Below are 25,607 nucleotides of genomic sequence, written 5' to 3' on the forward strand. Positions count from 1 at the left end.
GAAAATATCGGCGCCTCTGGCGCAATTGTGAGCGAAAGCTAAACACCAGTAAGATGATGATTAGCTTAGCCTTCCTGCGAATACTCTTGAAAAGATTCTAAACACGTTCTAAGGTCTTAATGTTAAAACTTTGTGGCGTCTGGCCCTGATACATCGTCGAGCGAACTGGAATATCGTCAATTTTACCTTCCGTCCCTTGAACGATCGTATCGATTGCGGGTACAACGGTATCCACTGCGGCATGCTTCAGTGCGGCTTCAATATTGTCATTAATGATTCGTTGGGTGATAAATGGGCGCACGGCATCGTGAGTAACCACAATATCATCATCGTGTGAGCCATAATTTTCCTGAATATATTCAATACCCTTCATCAGCGTTTCATTGCGTTCAGAACCACCAGTAACGACGTGCACTCGCTCGTCTGAGATGTACTTTTTAATCAAGTCCTGCGTGTGACTTAACCAGTCAGCTGGACAAACGACCAAGATTGCATCAAATCGCGATTCTAAGACGAACTTTTCGATGGTATGAATTAGAATTGGCTTGTCTGCCAAAGTTAAAAATTGTTTTGGCATTGGAACATTTCCCATTCGGGTTCCCTTACCACCAGCTAAAATCTGTGCATAAATCATATTAGCATTACTCCATTCATCGTACATATTATGTTGCAATGATAAACACAAATTATGGCGTTTTTATGAACTTAATTTTAAAAATCAGGTATTTCCTATCTGCCAATTGTGAATTTTGTAACTTCTAGTGAGTTGAAATTGTACGGCTACCAGCAATTTAGAAAATTGATTGGTCTAATTTCATCGGATTTGCAATATGAGGTAATTCGGACCGGGAGTAATTTGAAAGAATTGGTAGTGTTTCTTCACTTTGTCATTAGTGGTATGCTTGGATGAGTTGTTGAGTAACTTACATTGTAGATTCAGTTATTATGAATGGTTAAACTTGAAGATGCAATGCAATGTTTGGAATTAGTCTATGTTCTATGGATGGTTTTTGATTTGATTAATTGGTTAAAGTAACACCTTACATAATTATATTAATGTATTCTCAACTTCTACACTTATATCAATTTATTAAACTTCACAAGCATGCCTTAATGCCAGCATTAACTGCCATTAATTGGTATACTAGCCCTAGAAAACTAACGAAATGGTTGTGATTATTTTTGACTCGTATACGACACTCTGGACTGGACTTCTCCGTCGTCACCCTGAATTTCCTGGCAAACGTCGGCATTGTCCTGCCCTATGTTTTGATTCTGTTTAAATATCAGCAGACCCACAATGCCAATTACTTGGCGGCTATCGTCGTCTTTTATGTGGCACGGGCTGCTAGTGTTTTTGGCACCAAGCATTTGAATCTTAAAGCTAGCAGTTACCTGCTGATTTGTCTTTGGCTCGGTGCGATCGGTAGCCTACTGTTTTGTTTGACCGCTAACTTAGTGATTGTTCTGATTGGCGCCTTATTTTTAGGCTACACATCCGCCAACATTTGGCCCTACTTTCTAACTATCAAGCTCCACTTGTCACAACAAACAGATTTTAAGCTCAAACGGTTCTACTGGTTGATTTTTGCGGCACTCGGTGTATTATTTGGTCTAGATCTTGCGCTCGGTTGGGGCTATCGCCTAGCTTTTGCGATTCTCGCATTGTTATTCATTATTGCGTTACCCGCTGGTCGGCTACTCAGCCGTTTCTCATTAGCCTTTTACAACGACCATCAGGCTGCCGACGCTCGACCGATTAAACCGTGGCGCGTGGCAGTCTTCATCATCTTCTTTGCCGTAATTGGTCTCTTGACGCTGCTCCGGAAAGCGTCGATTCAGATCGCGTTACCGGCCGTACTCGCGATTATTGTTGTCGCCACTATTTTACTCAACCTAGAATTGGCTGCTGACTGGCAAGCGATGCCCGCAAACAAGCTACGGATCGTGAATCGCGGTTTTCTGCTGAGCTTCGTTTTACTATTCAATAGTTTCTTCGGCGTATTTGTCTTCGGTAAGCTGGGGATGTATTTAGTGTTTGCCATTTATTTATTAGGCTTCGAAACGGGACACCCGCTCTACCAAGCCCTAGCTCACCACGATTCGCAGCAGGCCACCCGGTTGGCACGCATCGGCCTGATTCTGGGGCATGTGTTAGTCGTCACGGCACAACCCGTGTTGTATGTGCTCGGCCTACTCTTGATTTCACTGTATGTCGGGTTTGAAAACCCAGCCATCAACACCAGTGTCTATGCCGCCGAGGTCGATGACCCCGATTTGGCTATCATTCATAAATACCGGTTTTCAACCTATGGCGGCTTGCTGTGTCAGTTGTGCTTCTTCGGTCTATTGGTTATTACTAGTAGTCTCAAACATTTAAACCTGATGCACTTTTTCAACCCGAGTTCGGTTGCGTTGAAAACGACTTACTTGGTCGGCATGGTCTGGCCACTTGCTGTAATTTCACTGGTTGTCTCCCTGATTACGCTCTACGGACAACGCTACTTCAAGCGGGACTAAGCGTGATTATCGTTAAAAGGAGGTTTTCCGTCCATGATTCTTGTTGCTAGTGCAGCCATTATTCTGCCACTGATTTTACTCGGTGGACTCAATTTATCTGCAACGCGTGGGATGAGTCTCAGTGCGTTGGTTGTGATCGTGACTGGCTATTTCTTCTGGCATCTCAGTCCAATGGTGATCACCGCTTCGATTTTACAAGCGATTCATAAAGCGTTACCGATTTTATGGATTTTATTCGGTGCATTGTTAATGCTAAATTGTCTACGGGCCACTGGGGCTATTGATCGTATTAATCAGGGCTTTCAAGCCTTGTCAGCGGATATGCGGCTTCAAACGGTCTTGGTCGCCTTCCTGTTTGGCGGGTTGATTGAAGGGGTTTCCGGCTTTGGAACACCGGCCATGGTCACCGCGCCGCTACTAATTGCTTTGGGCTTTTCACCAATGGCAGCGGTGATTTTAGCATTGGTTGCAGACTCGACTCCGGCTGCGTTCGGTGCGGTCGGCACGCCTTTGACCGTTGGACTCAGCAACGTGACTGAAAAAACGAGCCTGCTCAACGCAATTGGCTTGCGAATCACACAACTCGATTTATTCGTGGGAGCCTTAATGCCGGCAGTGCTGATTTTAATTTTGATTCTCTGGTTCGGCCCTAAGGAGCACCGTTTCAAGCAGTGGCTGACAACCTTACCATGGGCGTTAGTCATTGGATTTGTATACAGTGGTTTGGCACTACTGACCGTTTGGCTGATTGGTTATGAATTTGTTTCGATCATCGCACCACTGGGCACTTTAGTGGTCGCCATCGTCACGATTCGGTTCAGGTGGTTGTTACCAAAAACGGTTCAAACTTCCCCGTGGCGCACGGATGGCAACGCTCCACAGCCAGCTGCAAAACATCAGATGAGCTTGGTCACGGCCTGGTTTCCCTATTTACTAGTGGTGCTGTTACTACTCGCTAGTCGGGTCTTGGTGCCGTTAAAGACGGCGATGACCCACTATTTCAACCTGTCTTGGACGAATATCTTAGGCTACAGTCAAATCAATTCGGATTGGGAACTGTTATATTCACCCGGAACGATTTTGGCAATTGCCGCCATCATTGGCTTACTAGTACAAGCCCGCTCACTAAAGCCCTTGCTGCCAACTGCCAGTACCGTCGTTCGGTCAATGGGCAACACCGCGATTGCATTGGGCGTCACCTTGATCATGGTCCAGGTCTTTACTAATTCAGACCTGAATCAGGCAGCGCTACCCAGCATGCCGATGTACATTGCCAAGTTTGTGGCCAAATACCTCGCGGGTGTCTGGATCATCATGGCGCCATTTCTCGGCCAACTGGGCGCGTTCGTTACTGGAAGTACCACGGTCTCCACGTTGACGTTTGCCCAGATTCAAGCCGACATCGCAGCCAATGCCAACTTAAGTACGACCGTTATCTTGGCCGCGCAATTGGTCGGTGCGGCTGCCGGTAACATGATCTGCGTCCACAATATTGTTGCCGTAAGTTCAGTCGTCGGCCTCAGTGGCCAGGAAGGTGCGATTCTTCGTAAAACGTTGTTACCAGGACTCGGATATGCACTGTTAATCGGCCTGGCTGGACTAGTTCTCATTAACCTTCTAGTTTGATCCATTGCTCACTTGTTAGACACGCGTTGACCGTCAGTCATCCGCGTGTCTTTATTTTTACCGACGTTTAGCCTAAAATAAGATTAGCATTTTCAACGTAAAGGAGGTCCGGAACATGCAAGTACGCTTAGTTTCAACCTTACAGTTAGGTGACCGCATCGTCGGGCCGACACCTGATACGGCTGCTAATCGGGCCCTGTATCAGCGCTATGCCAAACGGCTCCAAGCACGCCTAGGTATTGGCTTTCAAGTCTATCTCGATACTAGCGACGGCTATGACTTATTGCATGCCCGCGATTATGATACCGATACCAGTTGGGTCGTGGCGGCCAGCATTTACCAATCGTTAGTCGATTCTGAGGTGTTGACGCATCACCGAATCATCGCGCTCGCCGACCAGGACTTGATCTTGAAAAACACGGTGGACCTAGAGCGGCAGTTACGGATGCCGCAGTCTTAAAATGAGCTGCTACTGAGCGCAACCAGGTGTCTCGGTAGCTGTTATTTAGAAGCACCATTACTGCACCGCTCAAACTAGTGACTGTCCGTGAGCACGTCCCGATTTGTTGACCAACTAAAATTCCATAAAAAGGCTGTGTCCCCAGATTAGCTATCCGTGACACAGCCTTTTTAGATGCCTCACTGGCAAGAATACATCCGCCAGTAACTTGTTCAGATTTAAATGGCACTATTGCATGCTAGCAGCGAGTTTGATCGCCGTAGTGGCGTCATGTGCACTGACTTTGTAAACCACTCGTCCAGCTTGCCACTGAATCACTTGTCGTAAGCCATCCGTGGAGATTGCCTCTAGCTCAATTGATCCGACTGACTTAGGTGCAGGCAAATAGTAACTTTCCAGGGTGTTGACCGTTTGTTTGGCTAAAGCGACCCCTAAATCGTTTTGCGTGGTATAGGTGTGGACTTGTAATGACCACTGGCCCTCGTTCCACAAAATATAGCGCTGCCCGGCACCTGAATCCAGGTAGCCAGTAATTTGATGACCTAAGTCGACGGTTGGTAGCCCCTTAGCATCTGAAGCATTGCGGTGACCAATGGCTTGGGCCGCCGCCTGATTAGAGGCGTAAGTCTTCTTATTCACCGTCGCATACGGCGTTTCTTTAGCGACGGCTTGGCTATTAAACGCTTGCGCGGTTTGACCAACACTGTAGCTGACCGTGTAGTTCGCTTGGCTGCCTTGGTAGCGGACGTTTAACTGTTGACTGCCGCTGGTCAGACCATCTGTTTGTGGCAACAGAACGTTCCCTAATGCTTTGGTGAGTTGCTGATTAAGCGTGGCTAACCGAGTCGTGCCATTCGTCGTCGTTGTGGCCTTGGTTGACGACTGGGTGCTGGCAGACGAGGATGCCTTTGCCGTGCTAGACTGCTTTGAACTGCTCGTCGTTTGCTTAGACGTCTGCCTCGTTGAAGTCGCGGCCGCCTTCGACTTAGATTTTGTAGCCGCTTTTTTGGACTGCTTGACACTGGCCTTCTTCGAAACGGTCGTGGTCTTGCGTGCTGATGACGACGAGGCGTCACTTTTGGTCGTGGACTGATTCGTACTACAGCCGACTAATAGGAGTGCAAGTGGTAGGATGAATAATGATTTAAAACGCATGTGAATCCCTCCCCAATAATGATTCACAACTGGACCGCTTGCCCAAGTTGGCAACGGTGTCCAAGTTGATTGACTTAATTATAGAATAACTGACTGCTTAATGCGCGCCGTTTGCACTCAAAAAAACACCGCTAAGCAGTCCAATTAACGTAAATTAACGTGATTGTCCTGATTAGCGGTGTCTTCTGATTTAAATTAATTTTCTGATTGCACCCGGTGCATCCCCCGTTCAATCACGAGTAGCGCCACGAACCAAACGACTGACCCGATGACTGCCCAGCGGTTGACGGTATCAAAACACAAGATAACGGTGACTGCGATAAAAAAGACTAGTGTCGCCACGTTAGACAGTGGGAACAATGGTAATTTGAACGGATTGTTTGCACTGTCCGCGGTCCGTTTGTAGACCAAATGACACACAAGTAACGCACACCAGACAATGATAAAGTTGGTGGTTGCGACGTTTGAGATCAACGTGAAAACCGTACTTGGAATCACGTAGTTTAGCGCCACAATGATCAATAAAATCAGTGATGAGAACAAGAGCGACTGCGCAGGCACGTTGTAACGGTTGACCTTACCCATCCACCTCGGGGCATTTTGACCGTGCGCTAATGTAAATAGCGTCCGACTCGTACTGAAAATTGCGCTGTTGCAGGCTGATAATGCGGCAGTCAAAACGACGAAGTTAATGATACTAGCGGCCGCCTTGATGCCGATATCACTGAAGACTTGCACGAATGGTGACTGACTAGTCGTAATCTGGTCCCAAGGATAGATCGACATGACCACGAATAACGCACCGACGTAGAAAAACGAGATTCGAATCGGGAGACTATTAATGGCGCGAGGCAGCTCCGTTTCAGGGTTTTCCGCTTCCCCAGCGGTGATACCGACCATTTCGATACCAGTGAAGGCAAAGATGACCAGTGAGAAAGACATCAAGAAGCCCTGGACACCCTTAGGGAAAAAGCCGCCGTGACTGACCAGATTAGTGATAGACACCGTTTGACCGCCGACGTGCGCGGATGACCCAATCAAAATGGCACCCGTCACGATTAACGCAATAATGGCGACGACTTTGATCATCGAGAACCAGTATTCGAGTTCGCCAAAGGCACTGACGGATAACATATTAAATACCAGCAAGATTAAAATAATAATTAACGGTGTGACCCACTGTGGAATCCACGGGAACCAATATCGAATATAGATCCCACTGGCAGTCAAATCGGCCATCGCGAGACTGATCCAGCACAGCCAGTAAGTCCAACCAATCGCGAATTCGAATCGTTTCCCCAAATAGCGGTTGATGAATTCCAAAAATGAATGCAACCGCGTATCTGAGAGCAATAATTCACCCAACGCACGCATCATCAAGTAACAGAAGAACCCACCAATTGCGTAGGCCAACAAAATTGACGGTCCGGCCTGCTTGATGGCCGAGCCGGAACCGAGAAATAGCCCCGTCCCAATGGCACCACCCAGTGCAATCATTTGAACATGCCGCCGCTTTAATTTACGGGCAAGCTGCTGATTTTCCATATGACCTCAACTTTCCTTTAATCCAATTTAATAATAATTTTCATAAAATTACAGATTTTTTCATGTCCATTCATTTTATGATAAATGTTTGGACTTCGCAACTTTTGGTTAATTTTAACCGGACATTTGCGGGTTTCGATTGCCAGCAACCGTGATATCTGGTATATTTAGGTACTTTGATTCATTCTGAAATACCAGTCATTAGCACAAAAGGAGCTTACTTATGTCAACTAAAACCACTGATACTTTCTGGAAACGTTTCTTCAAGGGCATCGTGATTGCCCTCGGCTTCATCCTACCGGGGGTCTCTGGTGGCGTATTGGCCGCAATCTTGGGTATTTATGAACGCTTGCTGGGTTTCATGGCCCATTTTCGCCAAAACTTCAAACGGGACTTCTGGTACTTTGTCCCGGTCGGTCTCGGGGGCATCGTCGGAATCGCAGCCTTGTCCGCGCCATTAGAATATTTATTAGCACATGCCCAAGTCATCGTTTTATGGGGCTTTGCTGGGGCAATCATTGGAACGCTACCGGCCTTAACGAAAACGGCAGTAAGCCAGTCCAAGCGCGATTGGTTAGATCTGGTCTGGTTCTTTGGGACCTTCTTCATTAGCGCGGGCCTGCTGTACTTTATGAGCGAACTATTTGGCACGCTACCAGCTAATTTTGGAGGCTTTATCGTTGCCGGAGCCTTGATTGCTTTGGGCGTGTTAGTGCCTGGGTTGAGCCCATCTAACTTACTCCTGATCTTAGGCCTCTTTACGCCAATGTTGACCGGCTTTAAAAAATTCGATATCGTCGGCGTCTATTTACCAATTGCGATCGGTGGGATCTTAGCGATGGCCTTGTTCTCAAAGTTAATGGATTACCTGCTCATCAAGTTCCATTCACGAGTCTATCACTTTATTCTAGGCATCGTGCTGGCTAGCACCCTGCTGATTTTGATTCCAAATCCATACGCTGCCGAAAGCATCTCATACGCCAACGCGACCTTGAGCACGTATTTATTTAGTGCAGTGGCGCTGCTAATCGGCATTGGACTCGGTTACTGGATGAGTGCCTTAGAAACGAAATATAAATAACCACTGAAAATGAGTTAATGGTCTGCATCCGCCAGCACCGTTCATTGGACAGCCATTCAGAATAACAAACGACGACGCTAACTTGAAGCTAGCGTCGTCGTTTTTAGTTTCACAATATTTAAATTAAGTCTGGTCTCGTGACTCAGCCGGGGCCGTGATTACGGTTAGGTAAAGTGACATGACGCATCCAGTTTGTGAGCCGGCCGTGATTGCGTCTCTCTGACCATGCCACATCAGCATGCTTCACGCGGCACCACAACTCGATTGCTGGGCTAGAGAATCTCTAGCTTTGATTCCGTCGCCGTCTGGGTTGCAGTCGCCGCAGTTCGTTAACCTGGGCTTGAATCTCACCCAACATCTGCGTCTGCATTTTTTGAATCTCCAGCATGTTGGGTTCGTCTTGTTGAATCAAATGGTCGACTTTCGAATGCAGGACGCGAATTTCTTCTTCGGACATTGAATTGACCTTAAAATCGTTGGTCGCTTGCAGTCGATCATACTCGGCCGCTCGATTTTGGCTCATCATAATCAGTGGCGCTTGAATCGCCGCCACCATACTTAGGAACAAGTTCAGTAAGATAAAGGGATACGGATCGAAATGATGGCTAAAAATCGGTAAGACGTTCAGTAGCATCCACACGAGCATCACCAGCACGAATGAAATGATGAACGCCCAGCTCCCACCAAACCGTGCAACGGCATCCGCCACCCGTTGGCCGAATGTCAGCGATTGTTCCAGTTCACTGTTAACATCGACGACTCGGTACGTATGGTTCGCTAAAATTTTCGAAAGCTGCGCATTGACCTTATCGTTTTGTCGATAATCATTTTCGATCATGGCATCCATCTTGGCGAGCCGATAATGGACGAGGTGCTCGCTACAAATAAAACTGCTGTTATGCGCCTGCGGGAAATCGGCCATGATCATCCGCCGTAATCCCGATTCCAATTCTTCTAATCGCATGCCGTCAACGACCTGGTATCGCTGTTGATCGACAATGCAAATTGCTGTCTTTGCCATCAAATCCACACCTTTCTACAATTCCAGCGGCCGCGGAACACGCGGGTTTGACCCCAACGTGGATACCTAGGCGGCGCGTCGCCGTTTGACCAGTCAATCGTGCGTCAATAACACTTAGTCCTTGCATTGGCGTCTGATCAGTTCAAGTTGCGACCATTCAAAACGTCATCCCATTCTCAATACCCGTTCCATACCGCTGCTATCCTTATTATACAAGTTAAGCAGATAACTGCCTAGTCAAACACGACCGCAAAAAGCGCCCTTAACAAACAGTGCGATTCAACAACGCATTGCAAGGACGAGTAGCCATTATTCTAAACTAAAAAACGATTATCCACCTAGATATCCCGTGGTAGCACCCACGACATACGCGTCGATAATCGTTTTAATTTTTTTGATCAGTCAGCTAATTCGTCCATCAACATCATCGTTTGAGTTCGCCCATCGTCTAACACCGCGACCGTTTCCGGGAAACCATGCTGAAAGGCAATCGGTAAATCAAATTCCATGATAGCGACGTGGCGGGCTTCAAAAATCACCGTGACCTGGCCGTTGCGCGCAAGTAGCGCAAATTGAAGGACTTGTGGTAAGTGGACCACACCCTTCAAATCCTGGTCAGTGATTTCCCAAATACTATCGATGACGGCTCCTGGAAGCTGATCCGCAAGTCCGACGGTTGCAAAACGTTCCTCATCTGGTTCAAACATTTAATCACCTCGTTAACGCGGTTTAGTTATCGCGGACGATCACCGCAACTTCTTTTTCGATTCGAATAAATAAGCCTTGCGAATCCTGGCGAAAATCGGCCTCAAGACTCGCACTCAGTGGTTTGATTTGGCCGACGACACTGCCAGTCGTTCCATAAATGTCGATGGCTTGGTGGTCATCCGCCCACTTGACTGTCCAGTAGCTGCCTTCCAGCGCTTCGTCGACAAAGTACTGTGTGCCTGCTAAGACCGCGTCATTGATCACACTGCTTTCATCCGCGGTCATGCCCGCATCTAATTCCCATTTTAATTTTTGACCAACTTCAAGCATATCGCCTGGAATCAAGTTTTGCATGCCTATTCCTCCAATAGTGGGCCCCAGGCTAAGTTGTCGTGTTAGCCCGGTCCCTTTGTTCATTTACTTAATATCATACCACATTCAGACTTAATGACCGGCCCTCAAACTCGCAAGCAGCAGGGATTGCTAATCGGCATCCCCTATGCTAAAATTCTAACAGATAACTAAGAAAATTAGAAAGTGGTGAGTATTGATGGTGAAGATTTTAGCTTGGCTGAACCTTAAACGGATGACAATTGCAACTTTGAACGGCCAGAGGGCGCAGTCTGCCCTTTTTCCAAGCTAAATGAGCACTTACTACCATCGGACCGTCACGGACTCAAAAGACGACGATTGGGTCGTCTTTTTTTGTCCCGTGACACTAAGGAGTTTATCTCAATGTTATCACCACTGATCCGCCGTAACCTCCAACTGAGTTACGGCTATGCCGCCTGTTCGTTTTTAGGCATCACCACGCTTTGGGTGATCTTTCTCCAGCAACGGGGCCTCTCATTAGTTGCGATTGGCTTATGTGAGAGCATCTTTCACCTGACCAGCTTTCTCTCAGAAGTCCCTTCAGGCGTAATTGCGGACCGCTTTGGTTACCGCAGTGTGTTGATCAGTAGCCGCCTGATGGCTATTGGTCACGCCATTATCATGTTGACCGCGCACAGTCTTGGTTGGTTCCTACTAGCCTTCGTGCTACAAGCGTGGGCGTACAATTTACAATCCGGCACATTAGCCGCGGCACAATACGACAGTTTAGTCGCCGCGGATGCGACGCGCAGCTATCCGCACGTGACGACCGTTTTAAATACCACGATTGAAATTGCGGATACCGTGGGCGTCGTCTTAGCGGGCTGGTTATTGGGCCACCACCTCATCTGGACGTACTGGATCTACCTAGTTGCGGCCTTAGTTGCCGTACTGCTCACTGCCGGTCTGAAGATTCCGGCCGTCGTAGCACCGACTGAAAGCCGCCCTGGTCTCCGACAAATCACCGTGGCAGCCTGGCACGTCCTTCAAACCCAACCACGTTTACGCGCCTTGATTTTGTTTGATGCCGTCTTTTCGGCAGTCAGCACCACGTATTACTATTACTTTCAAACCGTGATGACGGCGCGCCACTTCACTAGTCCAAAAATCACGACGATTCTCGTGATTGGTCTGGCAGTCAACGTCGCTGCCATCCAGCTGACGCCGTGGCTACAAGCTCATTTCGCCCAACGTCGGCTACTGATTGGCCTATGTGGCGGCTTAACAATCGCCTTGCTCGGGTCATTCAATTCAGCACCCAACTGGCTAATCAGCGCCTACCTGGTGATCAACGGGCTGCAAGCGCTATTAGCGCCGCTACTGTCCAATTACTATAATCAGCTGATTCCAAATGGGCAACGCGCAACGCTACTGAGTGTTGCTAGTATGGGGTTCAGCCTCGCGATGGTCGGGAGCTTTCCCGGCATCGGGTGGCTGATACAACACTGGGGCTTTACTTTGACGTTTGGGACTAGCGGCCTGCTCATTCTAATAGTGGGCTTAGGCTGGCTGCTAAAAGTCAAACCGCACGCCGTGACCGAGAACTAATTCAGGCTAAATTTGTCGAATTGGATGGCGCCTAACTGTTCACCACCAACTTTGTGCCACTGCCTACTTATTGCGCACATTGCTGACAAGCCCTCGCTTGGTTGTACAAGTTAAACCGAAGCTTGACTGGTTGGACTTAATTAGCTAACTTAATGCTGCACCAGCTGACAACCACGACCAATAACTAAAACGCACGTCAGGCCTCACTTTCATAGGTCTAACGTGCGTTTTTTGCGCTTCTTAATCTGTAGCGGTAGCAAATTTCTGCCGTAACTCGTCCGCAATCGCGCGCATCCGCTTCGGGGTATCAGCCTGAGTGAGCTGATAGCCGATGTAGTAAGGTGACACATTGAAGAGTGGCACCACTTTTACGGTAATTTGCGAATCTTGCGGATAAACGAACAGATTATAACTGTCGCAGCGTCCCTGAAAGTAAGTGTGCAGGAGATAACGGACAACGACTTGAACCGCATCCGCCAACGTGGCAATCGCCGTCAGTGGTGCTGTGACGTTGAATTCGACGAACCCCATCACTGGTTGGTCAAAAATCGTGACTGCGACGGGCCCGATTGTCATGACTGGATAGCCAGTTAAATTAGCGGCAGTGATCTTGGCATAGCCGTCGACCGCCGTCAAGCCCACGATTTGCATGTGCGGATGCCGCAAGCTACCTCCAGAATGCGGGCCAAAATTTTTATACAGCAAGACCGATTTGAAACGCCCGCTCGCGATCGTGGCTTGCCAGTGCTTGATTGCAAACGCGAAGACGGCGCGATTTTGACTGGATGAATAGGTTGAGATATCACCAGTATGGTCACTGGATTCGATGACGATCGTCTGCCAGGTCGCTTGTAACGTTGGAAATTTATTCAACAACCAGATCCGGTCATTTTCTGTCGCCAGAATGTCCGTCAACTGTTGGCGGTCACAAAACGGGCAAGCGTGTTGCGGATGACGAATATTCTCCGGTTTGCCCTTTGCAATTTCAGTATCGAAGATTAACGGTAAATGATGCAAGGTTGAACGCCTTCTTTCGGCCATAAGAAAACGGGTCGAGAACTGCAAATACAGTCTCCACCCGTTTCAACTTATCGCGATTTAGTTCATTGGTTCTGGAGTATCGGCACCAGGGCCAAACTGGACATCCGCCATGGTGATCCACACGACGAATTCCGTCGATGCAAGGCGCCAATATTGCGGGTCCGAGGCCGCCGGTAGTGATCGTTCAAAGAGCGCAATTGCTAACGCGTTGGCTGCATTGTCCGCAGCAACTTGGACACTTGAGCCAAAAGTTTGTGCGGCGGGTACATCCGGAAACCGAACGTCCCAATAAGTCCCTTCATCACGAAAAATGGCGGGATATTTAACTTCCACATTGCGATTCAATTCCATCACTCAATTCCTACAATCATTTTAAGGCTATTATACCCAATCTCAGCGCAAAAGCCTAGTGAGAAATCAAGCGCATTGGGCACTAGTGGGTGACGTGATATGAGCCATTACTATCCGTGGTGACTTTGTAATTACCACTAACGGTATTTTCCCCGTAGTCCGTAGCTTCATCCAAGGTGCTAAACGTCTTACCGGAACTCGTCGAACTACCAGAGCTCTTAGAACTCGAGCTAGTTGAACTTGACGAATTCGAAGTTGATGACGAATGTGATGCAGCACTCGTTGAACTTGAAGCGGACGATGCGGTGGAAGAATGGTGGCTCGACGATGCAGCCGCATGACTAGTTGTCGCTGATGACGAAGTTGCCGTAGTCGTTGAGCTGGCAGCGGTCGTGTTATCGGTTGGTGCTGAATAATCAGTTCCATCTGAATCACTGCTAGTATCAGTCGTATCAGCAGTACTACTCGTATCGCTGTCACTAGAACTCGACTTCTTCTTTTTCTTCTTCGAGGAACTCGACGCCTTTGAAGATGATTTCTTATGCGCTTTTCGACTACTGCTGCTTGAGCTACTGGTCGTCTCGACGAGGTCTTGGCTGCTAGCAGCTTTGACGAAGTAGACAATCGTCCCCCCGAGCGCAATCACGATTAAAGCCAATAACCATAACGAAACGTGATGTTTTTTATGTGGCGATTTTGGCGTTTGCGGGTTCTTAGGATCCGTCGTGGACCGCGTCGGTTCGGTTGAACGAGTCGGCTCAGTTGAACGTGTCGGCTCAGTCGACGAACGCTTGGATCCACCTGATAGCTTAGAATTAGTTGTTGGTGGCGGCGTGGGGGTCCCTTGAGAACTCGCCTTCCGTCCCCGCTTGCCATTTTTTGCCTCACGCGCTTTTAAGCGTGACATGCGCGTCTGTTTTTGTTCAGGCATTAACTATCGCACTTCCTTTCTTGCTTTCGACAGTTTACCATATTTTGGGCGATTTGTCCCCCGGATGATAAAAGAAACAATCAAGAAAATGTGCAGAAGCTGATATCAGAATATTAGGCCTTTAATTGTAAATTATCATAATAATTAGCCATGACGCCATACGTGTACGGCGTCAGCCATAATTGGCCGATACCAGCAGTCAAAGCGCTCAGAATTGCCCAACCCAAGAAGCTCAGTTGTAACACGAAAAATTGCCACTTGTGGCCGACCATCAGTTGACGACTGCGAGTCACGACATCCCGAAAACGGGGCCGCGGTTGGCCGTCAGCTAACGCCTGAGCGAGCATATCTTTGTACACAAAATAAGTTTGTGAGTAAGCGTACGCCTTGATGATTCCGGGGACGATGAATAATAACGTCCACAAAAAAATCAAGACGACGCGATAAATCGTCAGTCCGACTAATGACCAGCCGTATTTCTTGGTAAAGCCCACGGTCGAATCGCTGACTGGATGAATCTGGCGTTCCGGATTGCGGACCCAGTCCAGCATCGCATAACTAGTGCCAATCCGGAAAAGCTGAATGACCAAGGCGATTACGATTTGCACCAGCAGGACGCCAGCTAAGGTAGCTAAGACTAACGTGACTTGCTGGCCAGTCACCGTGCCCAATCGACTCGCTGAATGCCAGCTGGAAGTTGGACTGGTCCCGCGAATTTGATCAGAATAATTGGACATGATGCTATAAATCGATAGCAAACTGACAATGATGCACAGTAAAATGGCATCTTTCCAACGTCCTTTGAATAATTGTTTAATTTCGACCTTTAAATCAGCCCGTGTTTTTTGTTCCATCTGTTCTCCTCACTTTCATCATCACGAGGCTGGTTCGACTTTGACGACCAGCCGTCGTTTGTCACAGTTGCGTTGTTGGTATGTGCCACCTATTTAGATGACGGCACGCTATATAATCAATGTTACTAGTGCAAAACGGCGCTGACAAATCTGCCAGCGCCGTTTGGTTGTTATCCGAATAATTGCTTGTGCATGACGACCACGGGCGCACCGTCCTCATCATAGGGGCCAGCGGTAACCTGATAGCCACAGCGCTCATAAAATGACTGCGCCGTAAGCTCGCCGTGAATCGTACCTAGTTGATAGCCATGCGTCACGGCCCAAGCTTCGGCGGCGGTTAATAGCTGCTGGCCAAGGCCCTGACCACGATACGCTTGACGCGTACAAACGCGGCCAAAACGCATGACCCCGTCCGCTTGTGGTTCCAGGCGTAGGGTCGCCACCGGCAAGTCCCGACGCAAGTAGGCCACTCCGTACAGCCGCTCGTCGGTGTCCTTCTCATCAAACTCAACCGTCGCTGCGATGCCCCGTTCTTCAACGAAGACCGCTTGACGCAGGGCGTACGCTGCTGCCCGATTGGCGGGCGTCGCTTCAAATTTAATCTGCATCTGGATAAGCCTTGTCAATATCTTTCAACCAAGCGAGCGCGAGCGACTTATCACCTAAATGCGCCCCAATGACCGGGCCAAAATACGTGATATCAATTGGCATGTCAGGATACTGCTGCTGCAGCTTTTGTTTCCAATCCTCAGCTGCCGCTAAGTTATTGCCTTGAACGATGATGGCTCGCAACGGGTAATCGACCTTCGCTTGTGCTTGTGCGAAGAGCTGTTCGACACGCGCCAGTGCTTTCTTGGTCGAGCGGACCTTTTCAAAGGCCACGATTTCATGACTGTCATCATCAAAGGTCAGTAATGGCTTGATTCGTAGCACACTACCGATAAAAGCGGAAGCGTTGGATAGCCGGCCGCCCCGCACTAAATTTTGTAAATCATCGACAATAAAATACTCGCCCATGGAAGCTCGTAAGTCATCCAACCGTGCTAGAATTTCATCGACTGAACGACCAGCTTTCGCCATCCGCGCCGCTTCTAGTGCCAAATAGCCCATCAACCGCACCGTGATTTGTGAATCGTACGGGTAAAGTTGAATGTTATCGACCATGTCGCGCATATTCATTAGACTATTGTAAAAGCCGGAGATCGTACTAGCTAAATGAATACTAATGACGGCATCGTAACCTTGATCACCAAGTCGATTGTAAAACGCCACCATTTCCCCCACGGGTGGTTGCGACGTACTAGGGAATGACTTGAAAGATTTCATATTGGCATAGAAGTCGTCAGTCTTGATATCGACCCCTTCTTGATACACTTTTCCATCTATAATAACCGGAATCGGCACGACATGAATATCGTTGTCCGCGACCTCTTGCGGTGTCAAATAGCTCGTGCTGTCAGTAACAACAGCAATCTTCATGACTTACACCTACTTCTTATCTTAAGTAATATCAAACATCATAGCATAAAATTAAGCGAGACTCTACCTTCGACCGCTCGGAAAGTTAGGGTTCTAAAATCCGACTGACTGATTTGTTGAGGCGATTCAACAAGATCCGCAATAAGTTTTGTTCATCTTGGGGCCACTTGTCAAAAACGTCGGCTTCAAATTGCTCATAGGCGGCGTTGATCGCGTTGAGTGCAGTCAGGCCAGCAGGCGTAATCGTATAAACAAGTTGGCGCCGGTCGCGGCCGACCGCTTCCTTGCTGAGTTTCTCCTTTTTAACGAGGCTGGCGAGTTGCCGGCTAAGTGTTGAGGTATCCAATTGCATCGCCGTGGCTAATTTTTCTTGCGTGTTCGCACCCGTGTTCAATTGGATCAGTAATTGCCATTCCGCAACCGTCACCCCTTGTGCCTTGGTCAATTGTTTTAAGCTGGCCGTTTGGAGTTTAGCCGTCTCTGCTAGTGCCGTTAAGCTTGATTTCATGTCCTTCATTCCTCTCAACAATAATTCACATTTGTATTATACAATATTAAACCGATAATTACGATGGTTTTTTGAAATCAAAGCCGGTAAAATCGTTTTTGCATATAACATTTAGGCGCTAATTCAACCGAATTTCAGCTTTGGCAGGCGAACTGTAACGCCCACCACTATCCGTTCGTGCCCGCACACCGGCAAAATCTGGGGAATTTTCAAATGGATCTGTTTATTGGGAACAAATCGACGTCCAAATTGCTGGGCTTACTAAAACACCTGGCATCCGCGGGTCGGTAACTTGTCTTTAAGCCCTGAATAACGGTATACTAGTAGCCGGTTAACTGTCCGCGGACAGTTTATAAACGAAACTTTAAGAAAGCGAGTGAGCACATGTCCTTTGATGGTTTATTCACCCATGCGATGGTCACCGAATTACGCCAAACCTTAGTTGGCGGTCGTATTTCCAAAATTAATCAGCCCTACCAAAACGAGTTAATCCTCACGATTCGTGCTAATCGGCAGAATTATCCAGTCTTGCTATCGGCTGATCCGACCTATCCACGGATTCAGACCACCCAAATTCCATACGTCAATCCAGCCGTACCAACGAACTTCGCGATGATGATGCGGAAGTACTTGCAAGGCGCAGTCGTCACTGCCGTCACCCAGATGGCTAATGACCGGGTCGTTCACCTGACTGTCGCAACCCGCAACGAGTTAGGTGATGCTGAGACACTGACGTTGATTATCGAAATCATGGCGCGGCACAGTAACGTCATTTTAGTTGATGATCAAACGAGCAAAATCATCGATGTCATCAAGCACGTGGGCGCCGACCAAAACCGCTACCGGTTGTTACTACCCGGTGCCACCTATATCCAGCCACCCAAGCAAGACAAAATCGATCCGTTCACGCCCAATACCGATTATCAAACATTGGTGCGCGATTATCCAAACGAAGATGTCCTCGCTAAGCAGTTGCAGCAGCACTATCAAGGTTTAGGTCGCGACAGTGCCCAACAGTTGGCTGCTGACTTGCACCAACCAGGTGATATAGCTGCACACTACCAAGCCTTCTTGGCACAGTTCGATCATCCAGAACCAACGCTAATCACCTTGCCAAATCGTAAAACGATGTTTGCAGCCGGCAAGTTCGACCACTTTGGCCCGGCTACCCGCCAGTTTGACACGCTCAGTCAGTTGCTCGATTTTTACTATGCGGATGCAGCGCAACGCGAACGCGTCCAGCAACAAGCCGGCAATTTGATTCGGGTCGTCAAAAATAACCTGAAGAAGAACCGCAACAAGCTCAAAAAGCTGGAACAGACTTTAGCTAATACTAAGCAAGCTGATGAACTTCGGCTGAAAGGTGAAATTCTGACGACTTATTTACACGAAGTCAAACGCGGAATGACTGAAATTACATTACCTGATTATTATCATGATAATGCACCATTAAAAATTCAGTTGTCTAACCAGTTATCACCTTCACGCAACGCCCAAAAATACTTCTCGCGGTATCAGAAACAAAAGAATGCGGTCGGCTATGTCGGTGAACAGATTGACTTGACGCAGGCTGAAATCGACTACCTGGATAACATTCAGACCCAGATCGAATTAGCCAGCCCAGCCGACATCGCCGAAATTCGCGAAGAATTGACGCAACAGGGCTATCTGAAGCAACATCATACCAAGAAGAAGCAGCGTAGTTCACGGCGGCCTAGTCAGCCACAGGCGTTTGTTGCAACGGATGGCACCCCCATCTCAGTCGGTAAGAACAATCGACAAAATGACCAGTTGACGCTTAAAACTGCTCATAAGAGTGATTATTGGTTGCATACGCAGAAAATTCCGGGTTCTCACGTCATCGTGCATTCTGATCACCCGAGTGAAACGACCTTGATGGAAGCGGCCAACTTGGCTGCCTACTTCTCAAAGGCGCGTGATTCTGCGACGGTCCCCGTTGATTACGTCCAAGTACGGCGAATCCGCAAGCCAAACGGCGCCAAGCCTGGATTTGTGATTTATGAGGGGCAAAAGACCTTATACGTCTCACCGGATGCCCAACTTGTCGAACAGCTCACACCGAAAGATTAGTGTCTAAACGGGTAGCGGCTCGTTTGGCCCACACGCGGCTTATCCTGATCGCAACAGGACTAGATCAATCAAAACCAGCACCCATTGATTGACATTTAATGACACCGAACTAAAACCAACATAATCACCACCAAAACTAGCCACTGGCAACCCAACCGGATTGTCCAATGGCTCGTTTTTTTAGTTGATCTTCGACTGGTGCCACCAATCTGTGCCAGCAATTTAAGCATCTGACTTGCCGCTGGAACGGTGCACCAGCGAGCTAGTTTTCTGGATGATGCTCAGATCATCGTTAGCTTACATCAGTCCCTAGCGAATAAGCGTCACACTTCGCGCCGCCGGAACAACAGCCAACCTAACGCCAAGAAAAGGCCAATATAGACTAAGTTACCCCAGAAGAATTGCACGTTGGATAACTTGGTCACATGGCTGAGTGACGCAACCCGCAGCTGTGACGCATAGTTGAACATGTTGATTGGATTCCATTTGAGACACGCGTACTTTTTAATCAGCGCGATCATCGGCACGTTGACGAGTGAAAGTAAAAAGTACCCGACGATGCCGACAGCCACCGCCATCCCTGACCGTTTAAAGCCCGTCGCAACGAGTAATACGAGACTGAGTAACAACCAAGTATTCATGAAGTCCCCGGCCGTAGCGGCTAACCACTGCTTCCAAAAGCTAGGATGGGCAAAGACCATGAACTTATCGTTGAGGAGACTGACTTTTAGCAGCAACGTCAACCCTAGCGTCCCCACGTATAAAATCAAACTGTACGTTAACATCGTCAGCCATTTACTGACCAGGACCTGCCCCCGCGTATACGACTGGGTCAAGACCGTTTTGATGGTTCCATATTGATATTCCATCGTCACCATCGCCGCAGCCGTGCCCATAATAAAGAAGACCAGGAATTGCCCCGTTTCAAAATTATCATTGAACAAAGCTTTAGCGGGGAAGAGTTTGGCATTGACGCGTGCCAGACTAGCAAAGGTTACTGCTAGTGCGATTAAGATACCGGGACACCACCACGTCGATTGCTTCTTAAGCAACTTACGCAATTCTTGTCGATATAAAGTTATCATCTGCCCCACCCCCTAGGCCTTAGATGACGCTAATAAGGTCAACACGATCTGTTCCAAATCGGCGTCCTGGTGTTGAACATCTGTCACCGTGATGTGCTGCTGTTGCAACACGGCTAAGACATCCACCACTGATTGATCCGGTGCTAGAAGCAGTTTAACTGGCGTTCCGGCTGCTAACTGATAACCCGCCGCAGTCAAGGCTGCTTTGGCCTGACCGTCATGTTCAGTCGCGACCACAACATAATGCTCAGTCAACGCCAGAGCTGCGGCCATCGTCGTCCGCTGAATGACGCGACCATGGTCAATAATGACCAGGTCATCCGCTAATTTTTGTAATTCGCCTAGAATATGACTGGAAATCAGCAACGTCACCCCCTGCTGTTTTTGAGCCATAATAAAATCACGCAGTTGCTTGGTGCCTTGTGGGTCGAGCCCGTTCATCGGTTCATCTAAGATGACCAGTTGCGGACGATTCAAGAACGCCAGCGCAATCCCCAGTTTTTGTTTCATCCCTAGCGAATAGGTCCGGGCCTTACGATGAATATAATCGGACATATCAAACTGGGTCACAAGCGCTTGAATTTGTGCCGCAACGTCCTGATCACGCGCAAACAACCGCAGATTATCCCAGCCACTCAGATAGGGGTACAGGCTCGGATACTCAATTAGGGCCCCGACCTGCGCCAATGCAGGATGCCGGTCAAATTGCATCGCTTGACCCGCAATTGTCACGGCGCCCTCAGTACGGATGAGCCCCAAAATCGATTTCATAATCGTCGTTTTTCCAGCACCGTTCGCGCCCACCAAGCCAATAATGCGTCCCGGTTCACAGTCAAAAGTCACATCCTGCAAGACCGGCTGGCGTTTGAATCGCTTATTGAGATGCGTGACACTTAAAATTGCTTCAGTCACTTCAACCACTTCCTTTTTGATTAACACTTCGATAGCCATTCGGTGATTTCTAAAAATTTTAAATTCAGTCAAATCGGCTCTAACCGGCTGCAGCTGTTGTAACCGCTATCCAAGCGATTCAACACCGCGGATTATACGATAGGCCAGCAGACGAAGCATCTGGGACGTCCCTGAATGACCTGATTTTTTACCTGCTAAACGATCCATGGCAAGTAACGGTTAACAAACAAACGTGTCAGCGCTAGTGTGGCTTAACACAGCATCGTCTTAGACTATAGCTGGCAACAGTCGGCCGATTACACAAAAGCACGCTTAATCACACATTAACTGAGGATGTGTGATTAAGCGTGTCGGATGAGCCCACCCATGCCAAATATGCGATGTTTAATTTACACTGTCCTCATTTTTCCGGTTTTAAAGCGCGTCGTTAATTTGAAACGCGAACAACCCCAATGTCACGACAAATGTTTTATGTTTATTGAAAGTGTAAACAGTCTGAGTAGGCTTATGTTTATAGTAATAATAAACATAAGCTCAAATTTAATGTTTACAAATATGATAAACGCCCTTATAATCAATAGCATTGGAGGTGGCCTTATGAACCTAACTAATTTAACGATCGACGATTTAAAGCGCGGTTGGCATCAAACCGCCACTGCTCCGTCCTGTAACTACTGTGATGCCAGTTGGGAACCGACCACTGCGATCGAAATGATCGAACAACACTTGACGATCGTCCATGGCGGTAACCAGTCATCATTAATTCACTTGGATAGTCGCTATAACACTTTAACCGCTAAGCAACAAAATTTACTGACGGCTTTTGCGACCGGCATTAAGGATGCTGACTTAGCCAAACAACTTCAATTAGCGGCGGCAACGATTCGCCATCAAAAATTTACCTTTCGTGAAAAAGCCAAACAAGCGAAATTGTACCTGGCCATCTATCAATCCGTCTTTGAGAGTGGCCAGACGAGTAATGATCTGATCGCCTTACCAGAACAACCCGGAATCGTTGATGACCGCTTTGCCATTACTGAAGACGAAGTGGCCCAAACGCTGAAGCAGTACTTCGACTTTGACCACGAGCCATTACAATTGAAGCGCTGGCCGAAGAAACAAAAGACGATCGTCATGATTTTGACCCGAATCATTGATGAAATTCCGCTGAAACAACCGCTCAGTGAAGCCGAGCTCAACACTTATTTGCGACCGATTTATTTTGATTACACCACACTGCGCCGCTACCTGATCGACTACGGCTTCTTAAAACGAACTGTCGATGGCCGGCAATACTGGCGTACAACGACTCAGGAGGATTAAAAGCATGCAACCAGCAGAAAAACACGATTTACAGCAAAGATACAAACTAGCGCCAACTTATTATGGCGTCATTCAAATTACAAATGAACGCAACCACAAAATTTGGATTGATGTTGTCCCCAATTTGAATAACCGGTGGGCCTTTTATCAACTCAATCTTAATAAGAACTTTTATCGCGCCAATCCGTTACAGACTGATTGGAATCAGCAGTCGCCCGCCGACTTTTCGTATCAAGTCTTGTGGCAAAAGGAAACAACGGCTGTCACGAATATGCGCGCCACACTTAAGGAACTCAAAAATAAATGGCTGCACGATTTACAACCATTCGATGAACATGGCTATAATCGGCGCCCAAAAGATTGGCAGGAAGACTAAATGACCACCACTAAACCAAACATGCACGCTGTTGCTATCGACCAAGAAACCTGGCCACGCCAACCGTATTTTTATTATTTTACAAAACTGGCCCCCAGTGGTTTCAGTCTCACAGTCAATATGGATGTTACTAGGACTCTAACTTGGACAAAAGCCCACCAGGTCAAATTTAACGCGGCTTATCTTTACCTAGTGAGTCGCTTGCTGACCACCCATCCCGAAATGCGCGTTGGCTATTTGAACGACCAACTGGTGACCTTTGACGTGCTCCACCCGTCGTATACGATTCTGCACGCGGACCGGACAATGGCCAATTTATGGACAACGTACGATACTGATTTCCGAACTTTTTATCAACACTATTTAGCCGACCAAGCTGAATTTAGTACGGTTCCAGGACCAATGCCGAAAGCACCGCAAACCCCAAATCTGGTTAATATCGGCAGCCTTCCGGGTGTTCATTTTAGTAGTTACACGCCGCTGCCGTTCAAACCGCTGGATAGCTTCTTCCCAATTTTTCAGGCTGGTCAGTTCCAGCAGGAGGCCGGCACAACCACGATGCCGTTGAGCATTACGGTCAATCACGCCACCATCGACGGGGACCATCTCAGTCGCTTTTTTAATGAACTCCAAGCCTATTGGGACCAACCGTTACAATATTTAGGGTGACCACACGCTCAGGTTGTGTTGGATCCTTTATTAAACTTGAACATGACTCGCCCCTCAGTCCGCTTCGAATCGGCTGAGTCCTAGGCTGGGTAGTTAGATCGTGTTATTGATAGGTGGCCGCTCATTGTGACATCAGCGAGTGCCGCCCTTTTCAGAGCAAGGACCACACCCAGGTCCTTGCAGGTGAGATTGCCCTACTCGTCCCACCAGTGCAATTCTAAGAAATTCTTATGCTAGCCTTATGAAAATGCAGTAGTTACTGCGAGCGACGGCGCGTAAACTAAGTGTATTCATTAAGAAAGGAACTGATGTCTATGCGTCATCAACAAACTCTAACGATTACGCGGCGTCAAAGCCGACCGCAATCAGCACACCCAACTGTCATTTACGTGGCAAACCACCATCCGTACTGGCATTGGGACCTAACCAACTAAAACAATCAGCCGAGTAATGAATCGTAGTGGGCTCGTTTACTCGGAAACTCAAACCTAACGCCGTTGACGAAATGTGTGGGCATCGTCGACGGCGTTTTTGGTTGCAACCAGCTCCGCCTTTCTGTACACTTAGACCAACACAATTATGGCGAATTATTATGGAGGATTTATTATGGCTGACCAACTACACACTGATCTGGCAGTACTTCAACCGTATTTTGAGGCTGGTAAGTCCAGCGCACAACGGGCACAGCTGATTCCGCTGCTTAATTGGGTCCACACAACGTTTCCACAATTAACCCCGCGCGTGGCTTGGAACCAGCCGATGTTCACTGACCACGGGACCTTTATCATTGGTTTTAGCACGGCGAAGGACCACTTGAATATTGCGTTAGAGACCCCCACGCTTGACCATTTTCGAGCTGCTATCGAAGCCAACGGTGACCACGCCACAAAGATGCTCTGGCAAATCAATTTTGAAACACCCGTTAATCATGACTTGCTGGCCCAGACGATTCAGTACAATATTGACACCAAGCAAGCGACCACGACTTTTTGGCGGGCTTAAGGGTGCCCATGTGACAGTCAGGCTTGATAGCAAACAAGTCATGTGCTGCATTGCCAGTTGCCCGCCTAACCCCTAAATTCAAAGCAAACAAAAACAGCCTACTCAGTTAATTCTGAATAGGCTGTTTGCACAACGCGACCGATTTTCGCTAAACTGGACAATCAGTCGCTAGTTGACATAATTTTAATTTATCTGAGCTGTTGGCTTGGCCGACCAATCAATCACTTTATCAAACTGGAACTGGCCCGCTTCATAGCGATATTTCAAAACGGCACAATTGTGTAACACGATGCCCCGCCGTTCAATTTCGTCCATCGACAGCCATTTTCGCAAGAACATGAAGCTGGCGCCCCCGTGGCTCACCGCGAGAACCTGCTGATGATTGGGACGTTCCATAATTTCCGTCAACGTCTTGACCACGCGCGCCTGAACTTGTAAGTCACTTTCACCACCATATTGTAAGAAAAAATCACCGTGGCTGCGCCGAACTGGGTCGGGTTTGGGATTCAAGACTTCAGATTCTCCTTCAAAAACACCAAAGCCCCACTCCTTAATCCCTTTTACCCGTTCGTACGGCTGAGTCACGAGTTCTAAGGTGTCGCTTGCGCGTTCCTGGGTCGAACAGTAGGCATGATCAAACGTGATCTGTGCTCGCCGAAAATAGTCGCCGACCTGCTTGGCATCCGCAATACCCCGTTCCGTTAGTGGTGAATCACACGCACCTTGAATCTTGTGTAACCGATTGAACAAGGTCTCACCGTGCCGCATCAAATATAGTGTCTTTGCCAATTTGCATAACCATCCTTTATCAAAATGTTAAGATAAGCATACCACAAATGAAAGCGCTGTTCTTGACAAAAAGCGGCATCATCCGCCTAAACAGATGATGCCGCTTGTGACCAATCACGGGCAATAACCGCTCGCGGATACAAGGTCTTAATATCCAAAT

At 47.9% G+C, this 25,607-nt stretch carries 25 protein-coding genes and 2 pseudogenes; 11 read left to right on the forward strand and 16 right to left on the reverse strand.

Going from position 1 to position 25,607, the window contains the following annotated elements:
* Positions 1–101: pseudogene (locus KGF70_RS10635) on the forward strand (IS5/IS1182 family transposase); the annotation flags it as partial.
* Positions 102–109: 8 nt separating this feature from the next.
* On the opposite strand, the pseudogene KGF70_RS10640 reads toward KGF70_RS10635, so the two are convergent.
* Positions 110–634: pseudogene (locus tag KGF70_RS10640) on the reverse strand (2-C-methyl-D-erythritol 4-phosphate cytidylyltransferase); the annotation flags it as partial.
* Positions 635–1,182: 548 nt separating this feature from the next.
* Here KGF70_RS10640 and KGF70_RS10645 point away from each other — a divergent pair.
* The 3 genes from KGF70_RS10645 (at position 1,183) to KGF70_RS10655 (ending at position 4,606) form a co-directional block, all read left to right on the forward strand.
* A complete protein-coding gene (locus KGF70_RS10645) occupies positions 1,183–2,520 on the forward strand; it encodes a hypothetical protein (protein WP_216768165.1) in 1,338 nt (445 codons plus the stop codon).
* A gap of 33 nt (positions 2,521–2,553) precedes the next feature.
* The gene (locus KGF70_RS10650; protein WP_216768164.1) at positions 2,554–4,146 is read left to right on the forward strand and encodes an L-lactate permease; all 1,593 of its coding nucleotides are present in this window, start codon (positions 2,554–2,556) and stop codon (positions 4,144–4,146) included.
* Between the two features lie 115 nt (positions 4,147–4,261).
* A complete protein-coding gene (locus tag KGF70_RS10655; protein ID WP_050338635.1) occupies positions 4,262–4,606 on the forward strand; it encodes a hypothetical protein in 345 nt (114 codons plus the stop codon).
* Positions 4,607–4,834: 228 nt separating this feature from the next.
* On the opposite strand, the gene KGF70_RS10660 is transcribed toward KGF70_RS10655, so the two are convergent.
* Complete coding sequence (locus KGF70_RS10660; protein ID WP_216768163.1) at positions 4,835–5,761, reverse strand: hypothetical protein; 927 nt, start codon at positions 5,759–5,761, stop codon at positions 4,835–4,837.
* Positions 5,762–5,956: 195 nt separating this feature from the next.
* Positions 5,957–7,306: an amino acid permease gene (locus tag KGF70_RS10665; RefSeq protein WP_216768162.1), complete on the reverse strand. Its 1,350-nt coding sequence runs from the start codon at positions 7,304–7,306 to the stop codon at positions 5,957–5,959.
* 223 nt (positions 7,307–7,529) lie between these two features.
* Here KGF70_RS10665 and KGF70_RS10670 point away from each other — a divergent pair, with 223 nt between their 5' ends.
* Complete coding sequence (locus KGF70_RS10670) at positions 7,530–8,387, forward strand: DUF368 domain-containing protein (protein WP_056952861.1); 858 nt, start codon at positions 7,530–7,532, stop codon at positions 8,385–8,387.
* A 283-nt stretch (positions 8,388–8,670) separates the two neighbouring features.
* On the opposite strand, the gene KGF70_RS10675 is transcribed toward KGF70_RS10670, so the two are convergent.
* The 3 genes from KGF70_RS10675 to KGF70_RS10685 all read right to left on the reverse strand — a co-directional run bounded on the left by KGF70_RS10675 (position 8,671) and on the right by KGF70_RS10685 (position 10,470).
* On the reverse strand, positions 8,671–9,408 hold the full coding sequence (locus KGF70_RS10675) for a DUF1003 domain-containing protein (RefSeq protein ID WP_105920684.1): 738 nt from the start codon (positions 9,406–9,408) through the stop codon (positions 8,671–8,673).
* Positions 9,409–9,806: 398 nt separating this feature from the next.
* Positions 9,807–10,115, reverse strand: coding sequence for a DUF960 domain-containing protein (locus tag KGF70_RS10680; RefSeq protein WP_216768161.1), 309 nt, complete (start codon positions 10,113–10,115; stop codon positions 9,807–9,809).
* A 22-nt stretch (positions 10,116–10,137) separates the two neighbouring features.
* On the reverse strand, positions 10,138–10,470 hold the full coding sequence (locus KGF70_RS10685; RefSeq protein WP_003638785.1) for a hypothetical protein: 333 nt from the start codon (positions 10,468–10,470) through the stop codon (positions 10,138–10,140).
* A gap of 381 nt (positions 10,471–10,851) precedes the next feature.
* Here KGF70_RS10685 and KGF70_RS10690 point away from each other — a divergent pair, with 381 nt between their 5' ends.
* Complete coding sequence (locus KGF70_RS10690) at positions 10,852–12,036, forward strand: MFS transporter (protein WP_216768160.1); 1,185 nt, start codon at positions 10,852–10,854, stop codon at positions 12,034–12,036.
* Positions 12,037–12,276: 240 nt separating this feature from the next.
* On the opposite strand, the gene KGF70_RS10695 is transcribed toward KGF70_RS10690, so the two are convergent.
* The 7 genes from KGF70_RS10695 to KGF70_RS10725 all read right to left on the reverse strand — a co-directional run bounded on the left by KGF70_RS10695 (position 12,277) and on the right by KGF70_RS10725 (position 17,200).
* Positions 12,277–13,053 carry a DUF4931 domain-containing protein gene (locus KGF70_RS10695; RefSeq protein ID WP_216768159.1) on the reverse strand — a complete coding sequence of 259 codons (777 nt, stop codon included), beginning with the start codon at positions 13,051–13,053 and terminating at the stop codon, positions 12,277–12,279.
* Between the two features lie 81 nt (positions 13,054–13,134).
* Positions 13,135–13,428 (reverse strand): hypothetical protein, encoded by a 294-nt coding sequence (locus KGF70_RS10700; RefSeq protein ID WP_003638782.1) that lies wholly within the window; start codon positions 13,426–13,428, stop codon positions 13,135–13,137.
* 82 nt (positions 13,429–13,510) lie between these two features.
* Positions 13,511–14,359: a hypothetical protein gene (locus KGF70_RS10705; protein WP_216768158.1), complete on the reverse strand. Its 849-nt coding sequence runs from the start codon at positions 14,357–14,359 to the stop codon at positions 13,511–13,513.
* Positions 14,360–14,472: 113 nt separating this feature from the next.
* The gene (locus KGF70_RS10710) at positions 14,473–15,213 is read right to left on the reverse strand and encodes a DUF975 family protein (protein WP_216768157.1); all 741 of its coding nucleotides are present in this window, start codon (positions 15,211–15,213) and stop codon (positions 14,473–14,475) included.
* A 170-nt stretch (positions 15,214–15,383) separates the two neighbouring features.
* A complete protein-coding gene (locus tag KGF70_RS10715) occupies positions 15,384–15,821 on the reverse strand; it encodes a GNAT family N-acetyltransferase (RefSeq protein ID WP_216768156.1) in 438 nt (145 codons plus the stop codon).
* Positions 15,811–16,692, reverse strand: coding sequence for a DegV family protein (locus KGF70_RS10720; RefSeq protein ID WP_088769507.1), 882 nt, complete (start codon positions 16,690–16,692; stop codon positions 15,811–15,813). The genes KGF70_RS10715 and KGF70_RS10720 overlap by 11 nt, the downstream gene beginning before the upstream one ends.
* 85 nt (positions 16,693–16,777) lie before the next feature.
* Positions 16,778–17,200: a MarR family winged helix-turn-helix transcriptional regulator gene (locus KGF70_RS10725; protein ID WP_050338644.1), complete on the reverse strand. Its 423-nt coding sequence runs from the start codon at positions 17,198–17,200 to the stop codon at positions 16,778–16,780.
* Between the two features lie 384 nt (positions 17,201–17,584).
* Between KGF70_RS10725 and KGF70_RS10730 the strand changes: the two genes are divergently transcribed.
* Positions 17,585–19,291 (forward strand): NFACT RNA binding domain-containing protein, encoded by a 1,707-nt coding sequence (locus KGF70_RS10730; RefSeq protein WP_216768155.1) that lies wholly within the window; start codon positions 17,585–17,587, stop codon positions 19,289–19,291.
* 323 nt (positions 19,292–19,614) lie between these two features.
* On the opposite strand, the gene KGF70_RS10735 is transcribed toward KGF70_RS10730, so the two are convergent.
* Positions 19,615–20,376, reverse strand: a complete 762-nt coding sequence (locus KGF70_RS10735; protein ID WP_216768154.1) for an ABC transporter permease — start codon at positions 20,374–20,376, stop codon at positions 19,615–19,617.
* 12 nt (positions 20,377–20,388) lie between these two features.
* Entirely contained in the window at positions 20,389–21,288 is a 900-nt protein-coding gene (locus KGF70_RS10740; protein WP_216768153.1) for an ABC transporter ATP-binding protein, read from the reverse strand.
* A 597-nt stretch (positions 21,289–21,885) separates the two neighbouring features.
* On the opposite strand from KGF70_RS10740, the gene KGF70_RS10745 reads away from it, so the two are divergent.
* The 4 genes from KGF70_RS10745 (at position 21,886) to KGF70_RS10760 (ending at position 24,658) form a co-directional block, all read left to right on the forward strand.
* Complete coding sequence (locus KGF70_RS10745; RefSeq protein WP_216768152.1) at positions 21,886–22,611, forward strand: DUF2087 domain-containing protein; 726 nt, start codon at positions 21,886–21,888, stop codon at positions 22,609–22,611.
* 4 nt (positions 22,612–22,615) lie between these two features.
* On the forward strand, positions 22,616–22,987 hold the full coding sequence (locus KGF70_RS10750; protein WP_216768151.1) for a GIY-YIG nuclease family protein: 372 nt from the start codon (positions 22,616–22,618) through the stop codon (positions 22,985–22,987).
* Positions 22,988–23,656, forward strand: coding sequence for a chloramphenicol acetyltransferase (locus KGF70_RS10755; RefSeq protein WP_216768150.1), 669 nt, complete (start codon positions 22,988–22,990; stop codon positions 23,654–23,656).
* Positions 23,657–24,262: 606 nt separating this feature from the next.
* Positions 24,263–24,658 carry an iron chaperone gene (locus KGF70_RS10760; RefSeq protein WP_050338651.1) on the forward strand — a complete coding sequence of 132 codons (396 nt, stop codon included), beginning with the start codon at positions 24,263–24,265 and terminating at the stop codon, positions 24,656–24,658.
* Positions 24,659–24,841: 183 nt separating this feature from the next.
* On the opposite strand, the gene KGF70_RS10765 is transcribed toward KGF70_RS10760, so the two are convergent.
* Complete coding sequence (locus tag KGF70_RS10765) at positions 24,842–25,447, reverse strand: histidine phosphatase family protein (RefSeq protein WP_216768149.1); 606 nt, start codon at positions 25,445–25,447, stop codon at positions 24,842–24,844.
* Between the last annotated feature and the right edge of the window lie 160 nt (positions 25,448–25,607).

It is taken from the genome of Lactiplantibacillus sp. 7.2.4 (genome assembly GCF_018991185.1).
In the GTDB taxonomy this organism is placed as follows: Bacteria; Bacillota; Bacilli; order Lactobacillales; family Lactobacillaceae; genus Lactiplantibacillus; species Lactiplantibacillus pentosus.